Here is a 14500-nt window from a genome sequence, read left to right on the forward strand (position 1 = left end):
CGGCTCCGCGCCCACGGCTCCGCCACCCCATCGAAACACCGCAGCGCCGGGCCGTACGCCCTTCGCTGATCTGCCGCGGGGCGACCGTCCACGACTAAGCGACCGGCCGCCCCGCATGCCCCTCAACTTCTCGGAAGGACTCGCGCATTGAAGCATGAGGACGAGGAGCAATCGTCCGAGCACGGCGAGCCGGAACCCCGGTCCGCCCTCACCACAGAAACCGACGAACCCACCGCGGAAATCGGCGACTTGAACAAGGCACGCGACGCCCGCGCCCTCACCGCCGACCCGGTCGCGGTCACGCTGGTCGACGGCCCCGCCCCCACCGGCCCCGGGTTCCTGTCCCGCCTCGCCGGTGCCCGGCGCCGGGCGGTGCTCCCCGGCTGGCTCCGCTCCCGCCAGGAGCTGACCACCGCCGTGAAGTGGGTGGCCGGTCACTACGGCCACCTCACCGCGTACCACGGCATCCGTTCCCCGCTCTACGCCACGCGCCTCGTCCTTCAGGCGCCGCGCGGCACCGCCCGCTTCCTCGGTGGGGCGATGCGGTGGGTGGCGGACCGCGAGGGGGAGCCGGTCCGGCTGGCGGCGGTGCGCCGCGAGGACGCCGCCGACTACCTCAAGCTCTCCCGCCAGCGCGACGGCCGGGTACGGCTGCGCACCCTGACCACCGTCCTGGCCGCGCTCATCGGCACGTCCACGGCGCTGGCGCTGTACGTCCTGGCTCCGGGGTGGCTGCAATCCGTCTCCACCAGCGCCCTCGTGCTGGCGCTCGGCTGGACCGGCACCCCCGCCGACTCCCCGGTCATCACCCGCGCCGTGGAGACCTCCAAGGCGCCGAAGCTCACCAGCGACATCGTGCTCCGCGCGCTCGGAGCGCTGGGCATCCCGGCCATCAACCAGGCGCAGTCCAAGGGCCGGGACGGCTTCAGCTTCACCGCTCCGATCACCCGCGACGGTCCCGGATGGCGTGCCGAAGGCGATCTGCCATACGGCGTGACGGTCACCGACGTCATCGACCGCCGCGAGAAACTCGCCTCCGGCCTGCGCCGCCCTCTCGGTTGCGTCTGGCCCGAGGCGGTACCGGACGAGCACACCGGGCGCCTGGTCCTGTGGGTCGGCGACCAGGACATGTCCAAGGCGCGGAAGCCGAAGTGGCCGCTGCTGAGCGGCGGCAGCGTCGACCTGTTCAAGCCGGTGCCGTTCGGTACGGACCCGCGCGGGCGCTGGGTGGACGTGACCCTGATGTACATCGCGGGGATCATCGGTGCCATCCCGCGCATGGGCAAAACGTTCCTGTTGCGGCTGCTCCTGCTGATCGCCGCGCTGGACCCGCGTGCCGAGCTGCACACGTACGACATGAAGGGCACCGGCGATCTGGATCCGGTCGGCGACCGGGTCTCCCACCGGCACGCCGCCGGGGACGATGACGAGGCCATCGAGTACGCCCTCCGCGACTTCCGCGCCCTGCGCGAGGAGCTGCGGCGCCGTACCAAGGTGATCCGCTCGCTCCCCCGCGACCTGTGCCCGGAATCGAAGGTCACCAGCGAACTGGCCGACAAGAAGGACCTCCGGCTGCACCCCATCGTGATCGGCGTGGACGAGTGCCAGGTGCTCTTCGAACACCCCACCCACAGCGCGGAGTTCGAGGAGATCTGCACCGACCTCGTCAAGCGCGGCCCGGCCACCGGCATCGTGTTGCTGCTGGCCACACAGCGCCCGGACGCCAAGGCGCTGCCCACCGGCATCTCGGCCAACGCCTCGGCCCGCTGGTGCCTGAAGGTCATGGGCCAGGTTGAGAACGACATGGTCCTTGGCACCAGCTCCTACAAGCGCGGCGTACGCGCCACGATGTTCTCGTGGGCCGACAAGGGCGTCCACTACTTCGTCGGTGAGGGCGCCGACGCCCGGATCGTCGGCGCCGCCTACGTCGACAGCGTCGGCGCGGACGCCATCGCGGCCCGCGCCCGCCAGGCCCGGCAGAAGCTCGGCCTGCTCTCCGGACACGCCCTGGGCGAGGAGCCGGAGCAGAACACCACCGCCTCGTACGACCTGCTCGCTGACATCGCGCTTGTGGTGCCGGAGTCCGAGGAACGGGTCTGGAACGAGCGGATCGCCACCCGGCTCGCCGGTCTCCGCCCCGACATCTACGCGGGCTGGGCGGGCGAGAACGTCACCACCGCGCTCAAGCCGTACGGCGTCAGGACTCGCGGCGTGGCCGGCACCTCGGACGAGGGCGCCCGCACCACTCGCCGCGGCATCGTCCGCGCCGATCTCACCGCCGCGATTGCGGAACGTAGCGGATCACCGAAGGCGGCGTAGGCCCGCCGGGTCGCTACCGGTAGCGGGGGCTCCTGCTACCGGTAGCACCTCCGCTAGCACCCCAAAGCCGCTTCCACCAGCTCTGTAGCGCATAGCACCCCACCATCCACGACCCCGAAAAACTCCAGAGAGGCCCTGCGATGACCCCGACGACTGCTGCTGCCACGCTCTTCACGATCGTGACTCTTGGTTACCTCGCGCTCTGTGCGGTCAGCCCGTTCGGCAACTGCCGCAAATGCCGCGGCTTCGGCTTCTACATGAAGACCGACCGCCGGGGACGCCCGCGCCCCGGCCGGACCTGCCGCCGGTGCCACGGCGATCGCAAGCGCATCCGCGTGGGCCGCCACCTCTACAACGCCGCGGCCCGGACCCACCGCGACGGCACCCGCTGATCGCCGCGTAACCGGCCCCGGCACCACCCCACCACCGACCCGATCAAGGAGTACGCACCCATGGCCGTCACCATCTCGCTCGCCGCGCTCTTCGGAATCGTCCTGGCCCTCCTGCTCCGCGCCCGGACGCTCGGCTACGGCTCCGCCTTCATCGCCATGATGTTCGGCTTCTACCTCGCTTCCACCGGTGCGGCGGCGACCGTCAACGAACTCACCAACGCGGCCGTCGAAGCCCTCCGGAACCTGTAGGGAGACGCCCGGTGAGCGAGTACACCGTGCCGGCGAGGCGCCCCCGGAGGGCAGCCGCCGCCAAGTTAGCTCCCGTCATCGCCACCTCAGCAGTGCTGATCCTGGCCCGCGTCTGGAACGCGAACGGCGCCGAGCACTCCCTGGGCGACGCCTGGTTAATGGGCACGCTGGCCGTCTTCTCCTGCGCCGCGGGCGCCTTCTCCGCCATCGGGTACGCCGGCGCCCCCGTCATCACCGGGACCGCCTTCGCCGCGTCCGCCGCCTTCGCCCTCGCCGGAGTCGCCGCCTACGCAGACGGCTGGTCGCTGCCGCTCCTGCTGTGGGGCATCGCCACGGTCCTCGCGTACGCCCTGGCCCACCGGCACTGGCGCACGGATCGCCGCGAGGCCACCGCGTACGAACGGCGCCTCGCCGAGAAGCGCGAGGACCACGCCCACGTCGAGCGCATCGAGGCAATGCGCGGCCAGACGCAGATCACCATCGCCCGCGACCAGGCCATCTACGCGGCGAACCTCGCCGCGGCCCTCACCACCCGCGCCGCCCTTCCCGGCTTCGACGCCGCGGCGCTCACCGAGGCCGGTCTCCCGGAACTCCCGGCCGCCCGCACCACGGAGGAATGAGCCCCATGAACAACCCGCGTGGCGACGTACGCCTCCGCGCCACCGCCCCGGACAAGGCGTACGCCGATGCGCCGCGGCTCCTCGCCGAGATGCGGTGGGTCACCGATCAGGTCGCCGCGCAGCCGCTCAACACCGGCCTCAGCCGGGAGTTCTGGCTCCGCAAGGCCGCGCTCCTGGACCGCATCGCACTCGCGGAGACGGACGAGAGGTACAAGGCCGAGGCCGGCATCGCCGCGGCGAAGGCCGCTCACCACCTGGCGCGGTACGACCGCGAACGCGGCTCCGGCCCGTTCGCCACCCGCAACGGTCCGATCCCGCCCGACTCTCCGCAGTGGGGTTCGAACTACCGGCCGTACGTCCGCCAGGAATACGCCGCCTGGCAGCAGATCGCCCAGGGCTGACGCACCGGGGCGGTGGCACTCCCGTGCAAGGACAACGCCACCGCCCCGGCTCTCCCTGCTCATCCGAAGACAGAACAGGAGGCCTCCATCATGTCACCCGAGGCCGCACCGGAGCCGTACAACAACAATGTGCGGCCTCCCCACAGCGACCTCTCACGCGTCGCCGCCGGGCAACCGCCCCAGGACCTCGAAGCCGAGCAGTCCGTACTGGGCGCCATGCTGCTGTCCGCCCAGGCCCTCACCGAAGTGATCGAGACGCTGGACGCCGGTGACTACTACCGGCCCGCCCACGAAACGATTCACCGCGCGATCTGCGAACTGCACGACCAGGGCCAGTCCGCCGACCCGATCACCGTCGCCCACCGCCTCGGCACACGCGGCGACCTGGCCCGCGTCGGCGGAGCGTCCTACCTCCACACCCTCGTGGAGTCCGTGCCGACCGCGGCCAACGCGGAGTACTACGCCGAGATCGTGCGGGAGAAGGCCGAGCGCCGCCGCCTGATCGAGGCCGGCACGCGCCTCGTCCAGGCGGCGTCCGCCCCGGACGCCGACCCCCACCAGCTCCGCGCCGCGCTGCTCACGCAGATCACGGAGCTGACCGCCCGGCCGACGGAACCGGTCACCGAGGACCCGACGCCCACCGGTCCGCCGAACCCGCTCTACGACCGGCGGCCGGGCCTGCACCGCCCCCACCGACCCGGCCCGACTCCCCACCCGGACGTCTTCTGCGGCTGGCTCGGCGAAACGGTCCGCGAACTGGACCCGACCACGGAGGCGGACCCCATCGCGGTACTCGCCAACCTGCTCTCCGCCGCAGGCGCGATCATCGGCCGACGCCCCCACCTCATGGTGGGCAACGACCGCCACCCCACCCTCATCTGGGCCCTGACCATCGGCCCCACCTCCTCCGGCCGCAAGGGCTCCGCGACCTCCACCGCCCGCCGCGTCCTCGCCGAGGCCCTGCCGGACTTCTTCGGCCCCGACCACACCCCACGCGGTCTGAACTCCGGCGAAGGTCTCATCGAATACGTCAAGGACGACACCGGCGAGACGGCCGCCCCCGCCAGCATCGACAAGCGACTCTGGGTCGTGGAATCCGAGTACGCCGTCACCATGAGCCGCGGGCGGCGGGAGGGCTCCAGCCTGCCCGGCGTCCTGCGGCAAGCGTGGGACGGCGACTCCCTCGGCTCGATGGTCCGCGACTCCCTCAAGGCCACCAACCCGCACATCGCGATCCTGGGACACATCACCCCGGAAGAGTTCCGCGCCAAGATGCAGGGCTCCGAGATGGCCGGCGGCACGTACAACCGCTTCCTGCCGATCTTCTGCCACCGCAACCTGATCCTTCCCGGGTCGCGGGGCGCCAGCGCCGAGCTGATCACCAACCTGGCCAGCGGATGGCGCACCGTCCTCGCCGACGCTGCCCGCGTCGACGAGGTCGAATTCAGCGCCTCAGCCTGGGAGTTGTACTGCGAGGAGGTCTACCCGGCCCTGAGCGACGACTCGGCCGGCGGCGTCATCACACAGTTCACCGCCCGCGCCGCCCCGTACGTCCAGCGCGTCGCCATGGTCTACGCCCTGTGCGACCACACCGCCACCATCTCCGAAGCCCACCTGCGGGCCGCGTGGCAACTCCTCAACTACGCCCGCGCATCCGCCGTCCACCTCCTCGGCAGCACCACCGGCGACCCCAAGGTCAACAAACTCGCCGAAGCCGTCCGCACGGCCGGCCCCGACGGCCTCACCGCCGACCGCATCCGCCGTCTCTTCAAGAACACCACTCGCCCCGAACGCGACCGCCTCGTAGCCCAGCTCCTCGACCTCCCCGGCTACACCCGCTACCAGAAACCCACCGGCGGCCGCCCCACCACCATCGTGAAGTACGCGGGCTGACACCGGTAAGGGCGATAGGGCTGGAAAGCGCCCTGACCTGCGGAAACCTCGGAGCGAAAAGCGGTGCGGTCGGCGGTACGGAAAGCCCGCCGCCCCGTCCGGAGCGGACTTATCGCACCGCTCACCGCTCCCCATACCGCCCGCTCAAAACCCCAGGTCAAACGGCTTACCGCCGCTACCGCCCTTAACGCCCCCGCCTCACCGTGCTCTCCCCCTCGACGAGAGGACCGCTGCCCTTGCCCAAGGCCGAAATGCTCAAGCTTCCCGAAGTCCTCGACGAGATCTCCATGAGCCGCGCCGCCTTCTACCGCATGCGCGCCCGAGGCAATGCTCCCCGCCTCATCAAGCTCCCCAACGGCCAACTCCGGTGCCGTCGCCGCGACCTGGATGCCTGGTGGGAGCGATGCGAGCAGTCCACCGCTTGACGTAACCGCCGTCCGCGCGGGCCTGCCGACGCATCCGGCGGGCCCGCGCCTCCACGAAGGAGACGACACTGCATACCTACGACGTCCGCATCTGGGGTATCCGAAAGCGCAACAGCAAGAGCGCCCCCTTCCAACTACGCTGGCTAGTAGGAGGAGTTCAGCACCAAGCACCGTTCGCAACGAGGACACTCGCCGACGGCCGACGTTCACAGCTGAAGACCGCGGTCGCCAACGGCGAACAGTTCGACACCGAGACCGGGCTCCCCGTCTCCGAACTACGCGACCTGACCTCCCCGTCCTGGTACGAGCATGCCTGTGCATACGCCCTGATGAAGTGGCCCAACTCAGCAGCGAAGCACCGGGCGAACATCGCTGAGGCCATGGCCAACGTGACGGCCGTACTCGTTTCCTCCTCCAAGGGAGCCCCGGACCCCGAGACGCTCCGGCAGGCGCTCCGCGGCTGGGCCTTCCAGATGGTCCGCGACGGCGACGACGAGCTGATGCCCCGGAAGGACGCCGAGACACCACCCGACGACATCTCCCATGCCCTCACCTGGCTCACGGGCGCATCACTCAAGGTCGCGTACGTGGCCCAGTCCGACAACCTGCGCCGCGCCCTCAATGCCATCTCCCGTCGGCTCGACGGAAAACGCGCCGCGGATAACACCATCCTCCGGAAACGCACCACACTGAGCAACGCTCTCCGCTACGCCGTCGAACGAGAACTACTCCCCAAGAACCCGCTCTCCTCCATCGACTGGCGCCCACCACAGACAGACGACGAAATCGACTTCGAGTACGTCCCCGGCCCGAAGCAAGCAAAGCAACTCCTCCAGGCGGTACGAGGTCAGGGCCCACGCGGCGAGCACCTCTACGCCTTCTTCGGCTGCCTCTACTACGCCGCAATGCGCCCCTCGGAGGTAGCAAACCTCAAGAAGCGCAACTGCAAGCTCCCGGCGTCTGGCTGGGGCGAACTGGTCCTGACGAGCAGCCGCCCGGAAGTCGGCGCGGGATGGACGGACGACGGCAAGTCCTACGAGGAACGGGGCCTGAAGCGCCGAGCGCGCCGCGCAACGCGCTCCGTCCCGATCCCACCCGTCCTCGTACGAATGCTCCAGTCCCACGTCACGCAGCACGGCATCGCACCCGATGGCCGACTTTTTCAGGCCGCGCTCGGCGGCCGTGTCCGCTCTACGGAGTATTCCAACGTCTGGCAGGAGGCCAGGGAAAAGGCGCTACTGCCGGAGGAGTTGGAGACACCCTTGGCGAACGTGCCGTACTCGTTGCGACACGCTGGCGTCTCACTCTGGATCAAGGCAGGCGTGGACCCCGTCGAAGTATCCCGCCGCGCCGGCCACAGCGTCGCCGTGCTGTGGAAGTTCTACGCGAAGATCCTCCGCGGCCAAGAGCAGACGACGAATCAGCTCATCGATACAGCACTGGGTGACTCTGACCTCACGGAATAGGACATCTCGCCTGCTCATAGCTGCCCCGCACAGCAAGAGCCAATAGCGACAGTTGCCAACAGAACGCGCGCCGCGTAGGGGTTAGGCACCCACCTACTGGAGGTCTCTCCCTACGCCTCCCCAAGACCAATGGCGGGCGAGGAAGCGAGCCGCCCACGCTTTAGGGGCTCGACCAAGAGGATGAAGTGGCCTGGACGTCTAGGGGCCGCCCCGTACAGCGCCTGTGTGATCTGCACGCGTTGGTGGATGGCAGGCTTCCTCGGAAGAGCACTCCCTGGAGTGCCTACCCGTGAGGCCTTGAGCGGTTCATGTAGCACTGTCAGTGCAGTGCCCTAGGGTCAGCCCATGACCACCGGCCTTCATGTGATCAGCCCTGGGGACATACGTACACGCACGGAGATCCGTGCTGCGTTCGGGGGAAGCCCGCAGGGAGGGATCTGCCCCTCTGAGGAAAAGCGCAGCGTCAACCTCTACTCGGACCCAGACGTAGGCGAGAGGAACGGCTACTACGACGGTTGGTTGGCTGAGGAAGACGAGTTGGGAGCCGTCTTCGAGTACACCGGTGCCGGCAAGTCCGGCGACCAGACCTTTGACGGTAGTGCCGGATCAGGCAACAGGGCGATCCTTCGACACGCGGAGCAGAACCGAGTGCTTCGAGTGTTCACGCGGGTAGGCAAGGTGCCAGGGAGCGGGACAAAGACACACCGCTATCTCGGGACATTCACGCTGGACGGCATGGAGCCGTATGTGTGGCGCAGGGGCCATGGCGAGGACGGCAAAGAGCGCAATGCCATTGTTTTTCGCCTGCGCCAAGAGGGGGCCGTCCAGCGCTCCGAGCAGGACGAGATCCCCGCTGCCGACCAGACCACGGCTGAGTTCGTACCGTTCCGGGCGGTCACCGCAGCGATGTTCCAGTCAGACCCTGCAACAAGCGGCGCTCTGCCGCTCCCGAAAAAACGTGTTCGCAAAGGAAGTCCGGCACGAAAAGCGGCCCCCAACAAGGAGACCAGCGGCACGTTTGTCGTCCCTGAGGCTTTCAGTACCAAACTAAGTGTGCGCGCTGCCTCTGCTGCCACGGTCGCCATACGACACGAAGCCGAATTGACCCAGGCATATAAGGCCCACCTGGACTCCTTCGGGCACCGGACCGGCGCGTTTCAGATCAAGGTGAAGGGCCTCACCTCAACGCTCCGTACCGATTTGTACGATGCCACGGACCACGTGCTCTATGAGGCAAAGGGGTCGAGTTCCAGAGAGGACGTACGTATGGCCCTCGGGCAGATCCTCGACTACAGCCGCTATGTCAAGACGCCAGAGCATGAAGGCGAGCCCAAGCGCGTCATCCTGTTGCCGGCCGCCCCTCCTGCCGACATGTACACGCTGCTCGACCGGTACGACGTCGGGGTGGCATACCGGGCAGATGATGGCAGCTTCGTCGGAGAGGTTGTCCCCAAGAACGCCCAGTAGCGTGGCTACCTCTCTGTTGCCACACAATTGGCGACAGAGAGGAGCATACGCATGGTTACGCCTATATCTTCCACTGCCCGGAAATTTGCCCCAATGGCGTTGCACCAGAGTAGGGGACGAGGTCAAGCGGGTTCATCCAAGCATCGGAGAAATGGATGTTCAGGTGAAGCGCAAACGGGAGAAGGATGTCTTGGCCTGGGTCGGCATCGACCTGAAATAGGGATGCACCCGCCACCGGGGACCTAAAGAGGGAACCAGTACGAGCGTCACCCCACTGCAGGTGCCCCTTGCCTACCACCCACACACTATCGGGCCACTCAGCAGGATTACGATTCCGACACCAGTCCACGAGGTGGTTTCCAATCGTCTCCAGCTTAAGACTGTCAAACGCCACGACCATTCCCGATGTTGGAAAGTAGTCGTGATTCTTACCGTAAACCTTAGTGGAACGCGGTATGACGCCAGAGATTGGCCGGTATGCAGTCTTCGGCATACTGCGCATTCTACTGATCTTGTTGCAGGCGTCGACGAGCTGCACCCCGTCTAGCTTTGTCTTGACCTCCACCATCCCGTAAACGCATTCGTTGGGGATGATCCGAAACCCGTTGAGGCTCGTGAAGGGCGGCGTTCCCCGATCAATTAGGATAATATCGGATTGCGGCGAAACATCACCGTTTGCCGAGATAACTTCCGCATTGTGCACAGCTTCGACGTGAGCCGGCAGGTACCCAGAAAGAAACTCCTGAATCAGCACCTCACGCGACGTCCCGGCCTCGCCCTTGTGATTGAAGTTCTGAGACTGCTCGAAGTCGGCACGCATCCTTTTTGCTACTGAACCGAGGATCTTGCCGAGCTTGTCTTGGGTCATGTACGAATCTTAGAGGTGCTCGGAGAGCGGTAGTCACACCGCGGGACTGGGGCTTAAATTTGACCGCCGCAACCCAATGCGACTTGAGATTCAGCGGGTGAGATTTCGACGACCTCTCGCCCTGAGCCCCACAACGAATCGGCACTTCACTGCAGCAACTGCCCTAAGCAGCAAAGATGTTGCGAGCATGGAGAACTTATGAACGACTACAAGGTCGTGAACCTGTTTGCCGGAGCGGGGGGACTGGACCTCGCGGAATATAACTTGGGTATGCCGGCAGTGGGCATCGAATGGGACCCGTCCACTTGTTCCACTCGTCGGGCCGCCGGGTTGCCAACAGTCGAGGGCGACGTCCGTGCATTGAACCCAGCCGACTTCCCCTCTGCCACTACGCTCATCAGCGGACCGCCGCGCCAGGTGTGCAGCACCACTGGTCCTCCATCAGGGAATCGCTCACTAAGGGACATGCTCTCCCTCATACGATGCATGAGGGCTCGTGAGGACACCACGGCCTGCTTGGGCAACCTGGATGACGAACGAACGAGCCTAGCGCTGGAGCCTTTGAGATGGGCCCTAGCTGCCATTGATAGCGGCCTGCCCTACGAAGAAGTCGTACTGGAGCAGTCGCCATCGGTCCGGCCGGCGTGGAATGCAGTCGGTGAAGCTCTATCCGCTGAGGGCTACTCAGTGGCATGCGGAGTGCTGCGGGCAGAGGAGTTTGGAGTCCCGCAGACCCGCCTTTGCTCCGTGTTGATAGCCCGACTCCACGGGACGGCGCTTCTCCCGGAAACAACACATCAGCCGTTCCGCAGAGACGCTTCCCCCGCGTCAGCAGCTCCCGCGCTACTGCCGTGGGTAAGCATGGGCGAGGTGTTGGACCGCCCCAAATCCTATGTCGTGGTCTCCTGCTACGGCACTGCCGGAAACCCAAGGGCCCGCGGCCTACGCACCTCTGCAGAGCCGGCTTTCACCGTCACCAGCAAGTTCTCCCGCAATCAGGTTATGACCGCGGAACGCACTCCCCTTCGCCGCCTCTCTCCCTCTGAGGGAGGTCTTCTTCAGGGGTTTCCCGCTGATTATCCGTGGAGGGGAAGGAACATCTCCGAACAGATCGGCATGTCCATCCCACCGCCCCTGGCCACCCATGTCCTCGGTGCTGCGCTGGGATGAGACCACTCGCCTGCCCACGTCCTGTCGAGGTCAGCCCACGCCCCAGCTCAGAGCAACGCCCCAACACGCAGCACCGACGGCCCCCACCCTGGCCACAGGTTGGCCACACGCCTTGATCAACATCGGGATGCGGGCGAGTATAGGTGAGACACCCTCAACGCAAAAGGGGCGCCCGATCCACTCGGGCACCCCTTCTGACCAGCTACTTCGCTGACCTCTGCGGAGGCTGTGGGATTTGAACCCACGGTGAGGGATCACCTCACGACAGTTTTCAAGACTGTTCCCTTAGGCCGCTCGGGCAAGCCTCCCCGCGGCAGCGCCGGGGCGGTGCCGCGGGGTCAGGGTAGCGCGTCACTTGTCTCCTGTGCGCTGGCCCAGGGTGACTTCGGCGGTGTGCTCCTTGCCGTCGCGCTGGAAGGTCAGGGTGATCTTGTCGCCGGGCTTGTGCTGCCAGATCTCGCTGATCAGGGTGGGGCCGCTGTCGATGACGGTGTCGTCGAGCTTGGTGATCGTGTCGCCGGGGCGCAGGCCCGCGCGGTCCGCGGGGCCGTTCGGCGTGACGGAGTCGGAACCGCCGTTCCCGGTCTCGGGGATGGTCGCGCCGTTGCCGGTGTCCTTCATGGAGACCTGGACGCCGATCTGCGGGTAGATCGGCCGGCCCGTACGGATCAGGTCCTGGGCGACGCGGCGGGCCTGGTCGATGGGGATGGCGAAGCCCAGGCCGATGCTGCCGGACTGTTCGCCCTCGCCGCCCATGCCGCCGTTGCCGGCCGACTGGATGGCGGAGTTGATGCCGATGACGTTGCCGCCGGCGTCCATCAGGGGGCCGCCGGAGTTGCCGGGGTTGATGGACGCGTCGGTCTGCAGGGCGCTCATGTACGAGGCGCTGGAGCCGCCGCCGTCGCTGGACGCCACCGGGCGGTCCTTGGCGCTGATGATGCCGGTGGTGACGGTGCCGGAGAGGCCGAAGGGGGCGCCGATGGCGATGGTGGCGTCACCGACCTGTACGTCGGAGGACTTGCCGAGCGGCAGCGGGTTGAGTTTGGCGTCCGAGGCGTTCTTCAGCTTGATGACGGCGACGTCGTAGCCCTGGGCCCGGCCGACGACCTCGGCGGCGTACTTCTTGCCGTCGGAGAACGTCGCGGTGAGCTTGCCGCCGTCGGCGGCGCTGGCGACGACGTGGTTGTTGGTGAGGATGTGGCCCTGCTTGTCGTAGACGAAGCCGGTGCCGGTGCCGCCCTCGCCGGTGACACCCTGCGCCTCGATGGTGACGACGCTGGGCAGCGCCTTCTGCGCTATCCCGGCGACGGAGGTGGGCTTGCGGTTGAGCGCGCCGGCGTCACCGGACGCGGAGACCGTCGTCGAGGTGTGGTCGTCGCGGCCCGCGGCCCAGAAGCCGATGCCGCCGCCGACACCGCCCGCCACCAGCGCGGCGACCAGCACCGCGGCGACCAGACCGCCGTTGCGCCGCCGGGGCGGGGGCGGCGCGCCCCAGCCGTCACCGCCGCCACCGCCGCCGTACGGGGGCTGCTGCGCGCCCCAGCCACCGCCACCGCCGTACGCGGACAACTGGGTGGTCGGCTCACCACCGGGGGCGCCCGGGGCGCCGTACGCGCCGGGGGCGCCCGGCCCCTGGGCACCGGGTGCGCCGGGGCCCGGCGCACCCGGGTGCGGACCGTGCGGCGGTTGCTGCCCGGAGGCGGCGGGCCCGGAAGGCGCGGGTCCACCGGGCGCCGGCCCCGCGGCACCGGCGGCCGGAGCCGCGGGCTCCCCGCCCGGCGCGGGCTCCCCCGCCGCGCCCGGGGTGAAGCCGGGGGCGGGAGGCGCCGCGGGCGGGGGCGGGGTGCCCGGGGCCTGCGGGGCGGCCGGGGCGGCGGACGCGGGTGCGCCGTCCGACGCCTGGGGCGCCGCTTGCGGCTCGGCCTCCGGCGGGACGGAAGCGCCCTCGTTCTCGGTGCTCACAGCTCTCTCCTCGCTCACGACTGTGCCGGCCCGCCCCCGGTAGGCCCGCTCGGCCGGGGCGCCTCCTGCGCGCTCCGGTCCGCCGCGGTACGGGGCCGGGCTCCGGGTGGCCGGACGTTCCGGTCCCCGGCACCGGGGACGTGCCTGCGGACCGCGGACCGGGCTCCAGGATTCCGGATCCCGGTGGCCCGGGCGAGTCCCGGCCCGGACGGACGACCTCGCCTCAGCCTTTCCCACCGTGCGTCAGCGCACCGTAAGGCGAGGCTGTGACCGTCCCCATCCTTGATGCCGGGCCCCGATGGCGCATCCCCGGTAGCCGCCCCCGGGCAACGCGGGGCGGCCCCGGGACGGCGGATGGCACGATAACGCGGTGAACTGTGTACGCCCCGCCCAGGACGCCCGTCCGGACCGCCCCGCCCCGTCCGTCGTCGCCCACCGGGGCGCGTCCGAGGACGCCCCGGAGCACACGCTCGCCGCGTACCGGAAGGCCATCGAGGACGGCGCGGACGCCCTGGAGTGCGACGTCCGGCTCACCGCGGACGGTCATCTCGTCTGCGTGCACGACCGCCGGGTGAACCGCACGTCCAACGGTCGCGGTGCCGTCTCCGCCCTGGAGCTGGCCGATCTCGCCACGCTCGACTTCGGCTCCTGGAAGGCGGCGGCGGACGAGCCGGAGGCGCCGGACCGGCGGTACGAGGACCCGGAGCGGACCGGCGTACTGACCCTGGAGCGCCTCTTGGAGCTGGTCGCGGACGCCGACCGGCGCGTGGAGCTGGCCATCGAGACCAAACACCCCACCCGCTGGGCCGGACAGGTGGAGGAGCGGCTGGTCACCCTCCTCGACCGCTTCGGGCACACCGCCCGCCCCGGACGCCCGGCGGCAAAACCGCCCGCGATCCGGGTGATGAGCTTCTCGGCCCGTTCGCTGCACCGGGTGCGGGCCGCGGCGCCGGAGATCCCGTCGGTGTACCTGATGCAGTTCCTCACCCCGCGCCTCCGCGACGGACGGCTGCCGCCCGGCGTCTCCATCGCCGGCCCCGGTATCCGCATCCTGCGGGCCCACCCGGAGTACGTCGCCCGCGCCCACCGCGCCGGGCACCGTGTCCACGTATGGACCGTCAACGAGCCCGAGGACGTCGCGCTCTGCCGCGATCTCGGCGTGGACGCGGTCATCACGAACCGCCCGAAACAGGTACGAACCCAGCTCGGCCTGGGGTAGCCGCCCTCACCGCGCGTGCGCCCGCGCCTGCGCCCTGTAGGCCCACATG

At 68.7% G+C, this 14500-nt stretch carries 13 protein-coding genes and 1 tRNA gene; 11 read left to right on the forward strand and 3 right to left on the reverse strand.

Going from position 1 to position 14500, the window contains the following annotated elements:
* Window positions 1-147 precede the first annotated feature (147 nt).
* From ACGH2B_RS12920 to ACGH2B_RS12960, 9 genes are all read left to right on the forward strand, one after another.
* A complete protein-coding gene (locus ACGH2B_RS12920) occupies window positions 148-2319 on the forward strand; it encodes a cell division protein FtsK (protein ID WP_399088177.1) in 2172 nt (723 codons plus the stop codon).
* A gap of 140 nt (window positions 2320-2459) precedes the next feature.
* Entirely contained in the window at window positions 2460-2711 is a 252-nt protein-coding gene (locus ACGH2B_RS12925; RefSeq protein WP_399088179.1) for a hypothetical protein, read from the forward strand.
* Window positions 2712-2771: 60 nt separating this feature from the next.
* Window positions 2772-2960, forward strand: a complete 189-nt coding sequence (locus ACGH2B_RS12930) for a hypothetical protein (protein ID WP_399088181.1) — start codon at window positions 2772-2774, stop codon at window positions 2958-2960.
* A gap of 11 nt (window positions 2961-2971) precedes the next feature.
* A complete protein-coding gene (locus ACGH2B_RS12935; RefSeq protein WP_399088182.1) occupies window positions 2972-3580 on the forward strand; it encodes a hypothetical protein in 609 nt (202 codons plus the stop codon).
* A 5-nt stretch (window positions 3581-3585) separates the two neighbouring features.
* A complete protein-coding gene (locus tag ACGH2B_RS12940; RefSeq protein ID WP_399088184.1) occupies window positions 3586-3981 on the forward strand; it encodes a hypothetical protein in 396 nt (131 codons plus the stop codon).
* Between the two features lie 90 nt (window positions 3982-4071).
* Complete coding sequence (locus tag ACGH2B_RS12945; RefSeq protein WP_399088187.1) at window positions 4072-5874, forward strand: DnaB-like helicase N-terminal domain-containing protein; 1803 nt, start codon at window positions 4072-4074, stop codon at window positions 5872-5874.
* 251 nt (window positions 5875-6125) lie between these two features.
* Complete coding sequence (locus ACGH2B_RS12950) at window positions 6126-6299, forward strand: helix-turn-helix transcriptional regulator (RefSeq protein WP_399088189.1); 174 nt, start codon at window positions 6126-6128, stop codon at window positions 6297-6299.
* 329 nt (window positions 6300-6628) lie between these two features.
* The gene (locus ACGH2B_RS12955; protein ID WP_399088191.1) at window positions 6629-7765 is read left to right on the forward strand and encodes a tyrosine-type recombinase/integrase; all 1137 of its coding nucleotides are present in this window, start codon (window positions 6629-6631) and stop codon (window positions 7763-7765) included.
* Window positions 7766-8110: 345 nt separating this feature from the next.
* Window positions 8111-9232, forward strand: coding sequence for a hypothetical protein (locus ACGH2B_RS12960; RefSeq protein WP_399088193.1), 1122 nt, complete (start codon window positions 8111-8113; stop codon window positions 9230-9232).
* Window positions 9233-9293: 61 nt separating this feature from the next.
* Here ACGH2B_RS12960 and ACGH2B_RS12965 read toward each other — a convergent pair whose 3' ends face one another.
* Entirely contained in the window at window positions 9294-10100 is an 807-nt protein-coding gene (locus ACGH2B_RS12965) for a DUF6602 domain-containing protein (protein WP_399088195.1), read from the reverse strand.
* A 198-nt stretch (window positions 10101-10298) separates the two neighbouring features.
* Between ACGH2B_RS12965 and ACGH2B_RS12970 the strand changes: the two genes are divergently transcribed.
* Complete coding sequence (locus tag ACGH2B_RS12970; RefSeq protein WP_399088197.1) at window positions 10299-11270, forward strand: DNA cytosine methyltransferase; 972 nt, start codon at window positions 10299-10301, stop codon at window positions 11268-11270.
* 220 nt (window positions 11271-11490) lie between these two features.
* Here ACGH2B_RS12970 and ACGH2B_RS12975 read toward each other — a convergent pair.
* Both ACGH2B_RS12975 and ACGH2B_RS12980 read right to left on the reverse strand, forming a co-directional pair.
* Window positions 11491-11578: transfer RNA gene (locus ACGH2B_RS12975), tRNA-Ser, on the reverse strand.
* Between the two features lie 43 nt (window positions 11579-11621).
* A complete protein-coding gene (locus ACGH2B_RS12980) occupies window positions 11622-13232 on the reverse strand; it encodes a S1C family serine protease (RefSeq protein WP_399088199.1) in 1611 nt (536 codons plus the stop codon).
* A gap of 370 nt (window positions 13233-13602) precedes the next feature.
* On the opposite strand from ACGH2B_RS12980, the gene ACGH2B_RS12985 reads away from it, so the two are divergent.
* A complete protein-coding gene (locus ACGH2B_RS12985) occupies window positions 13603-14451 on the forward strand; it encodes a glycerophosphodiester phosphodiesterase (protein WP_399088201.1) in 849 nt (282 codons plus the stop codon).
* The last annotated feature ends 49 nt before the right edge of the window (window positions 14452-14500 follow it).

Source organism: Streptomyces sp. BBFR2, assembly GCF_044497305.1.
Lineage (GTDB): Bacteria > Actinomycetota > Actinomycetes > Streptomycetales > Streptomycetaceae > Streptomyces.

What these genes read in the sequence shown, in the direction of transcription:
- ACGH2B_RS12950 (WP_399088189.1), top strand. Translation starts at nt 6,126, where the DNA reads ATGCTCAAGCTTCCCGAAGTCCTCGACGAGATCTCCATGAGCCGCGCC.
- ACGH2B_RS12965 (WP_399088195.1), bottom strand. Translation starts at nt 10,100, where the DNA reads ATGACCCAAGACAAGCTCGGCAAGATCCTCGGTTCAGTAGCAAAAAGG.
- ACGH2B_RS12955 (WP_399088191.1), top strand. Translation starts at nt 6,629, where the DNA reads ATGAAGTGGCCCAACTCAGCAGCGAAGCACCGGGCGAACATCGCTGAG.
- ACGH2B_RS12960 (WP_399088193.1), top strand. Translation starts at nt 8,111, where the DNA reads ATGACCACCGGCCTTCATGTGATCAGCCCTGGGGACATACGTACACGC.
- ACGH2B_RS12940 (WP_399088184.1), top strand. Translation starts at nt 3,586, where the DNA reads ATGAACAACCCGCGTGGCGACGTACGCCTCCGCGCCACCGCCCCGGAC.
- ACGH2B_RS12945 (WP_399088187.1), top strand. Translation starts at nt 4,072, where the DNA reads ATGTCACCCGAGGCCGCACCGGAGCCGTACAACAACAATGTGCGGCCT.
- ACGH2B_RS12970 (WP_399088197.1), top strand. Translation starts at nt 10,299, where the DNA reads ATGAACGACTACAAGGTCGTGAACCTGTTTGCCGGAGCGGGGGGACTG.
- ACGH2B_RS12930 (WP_399088181.1), top strand. Translation starts at nt 2,772, where the DNA reads ATGGCCGTCACCATCTCGCTCGCCGCGCTCTTCGGAATCGTCCTGGCC.
- ACGH2B_RS12925 (WP_399088179.1), top strand. Translation starts at nt 2,460, where the DNA reads ATGACCCCGACGACTGCTGCTGCCACGCTCTTCACGATCGTGACTCTT.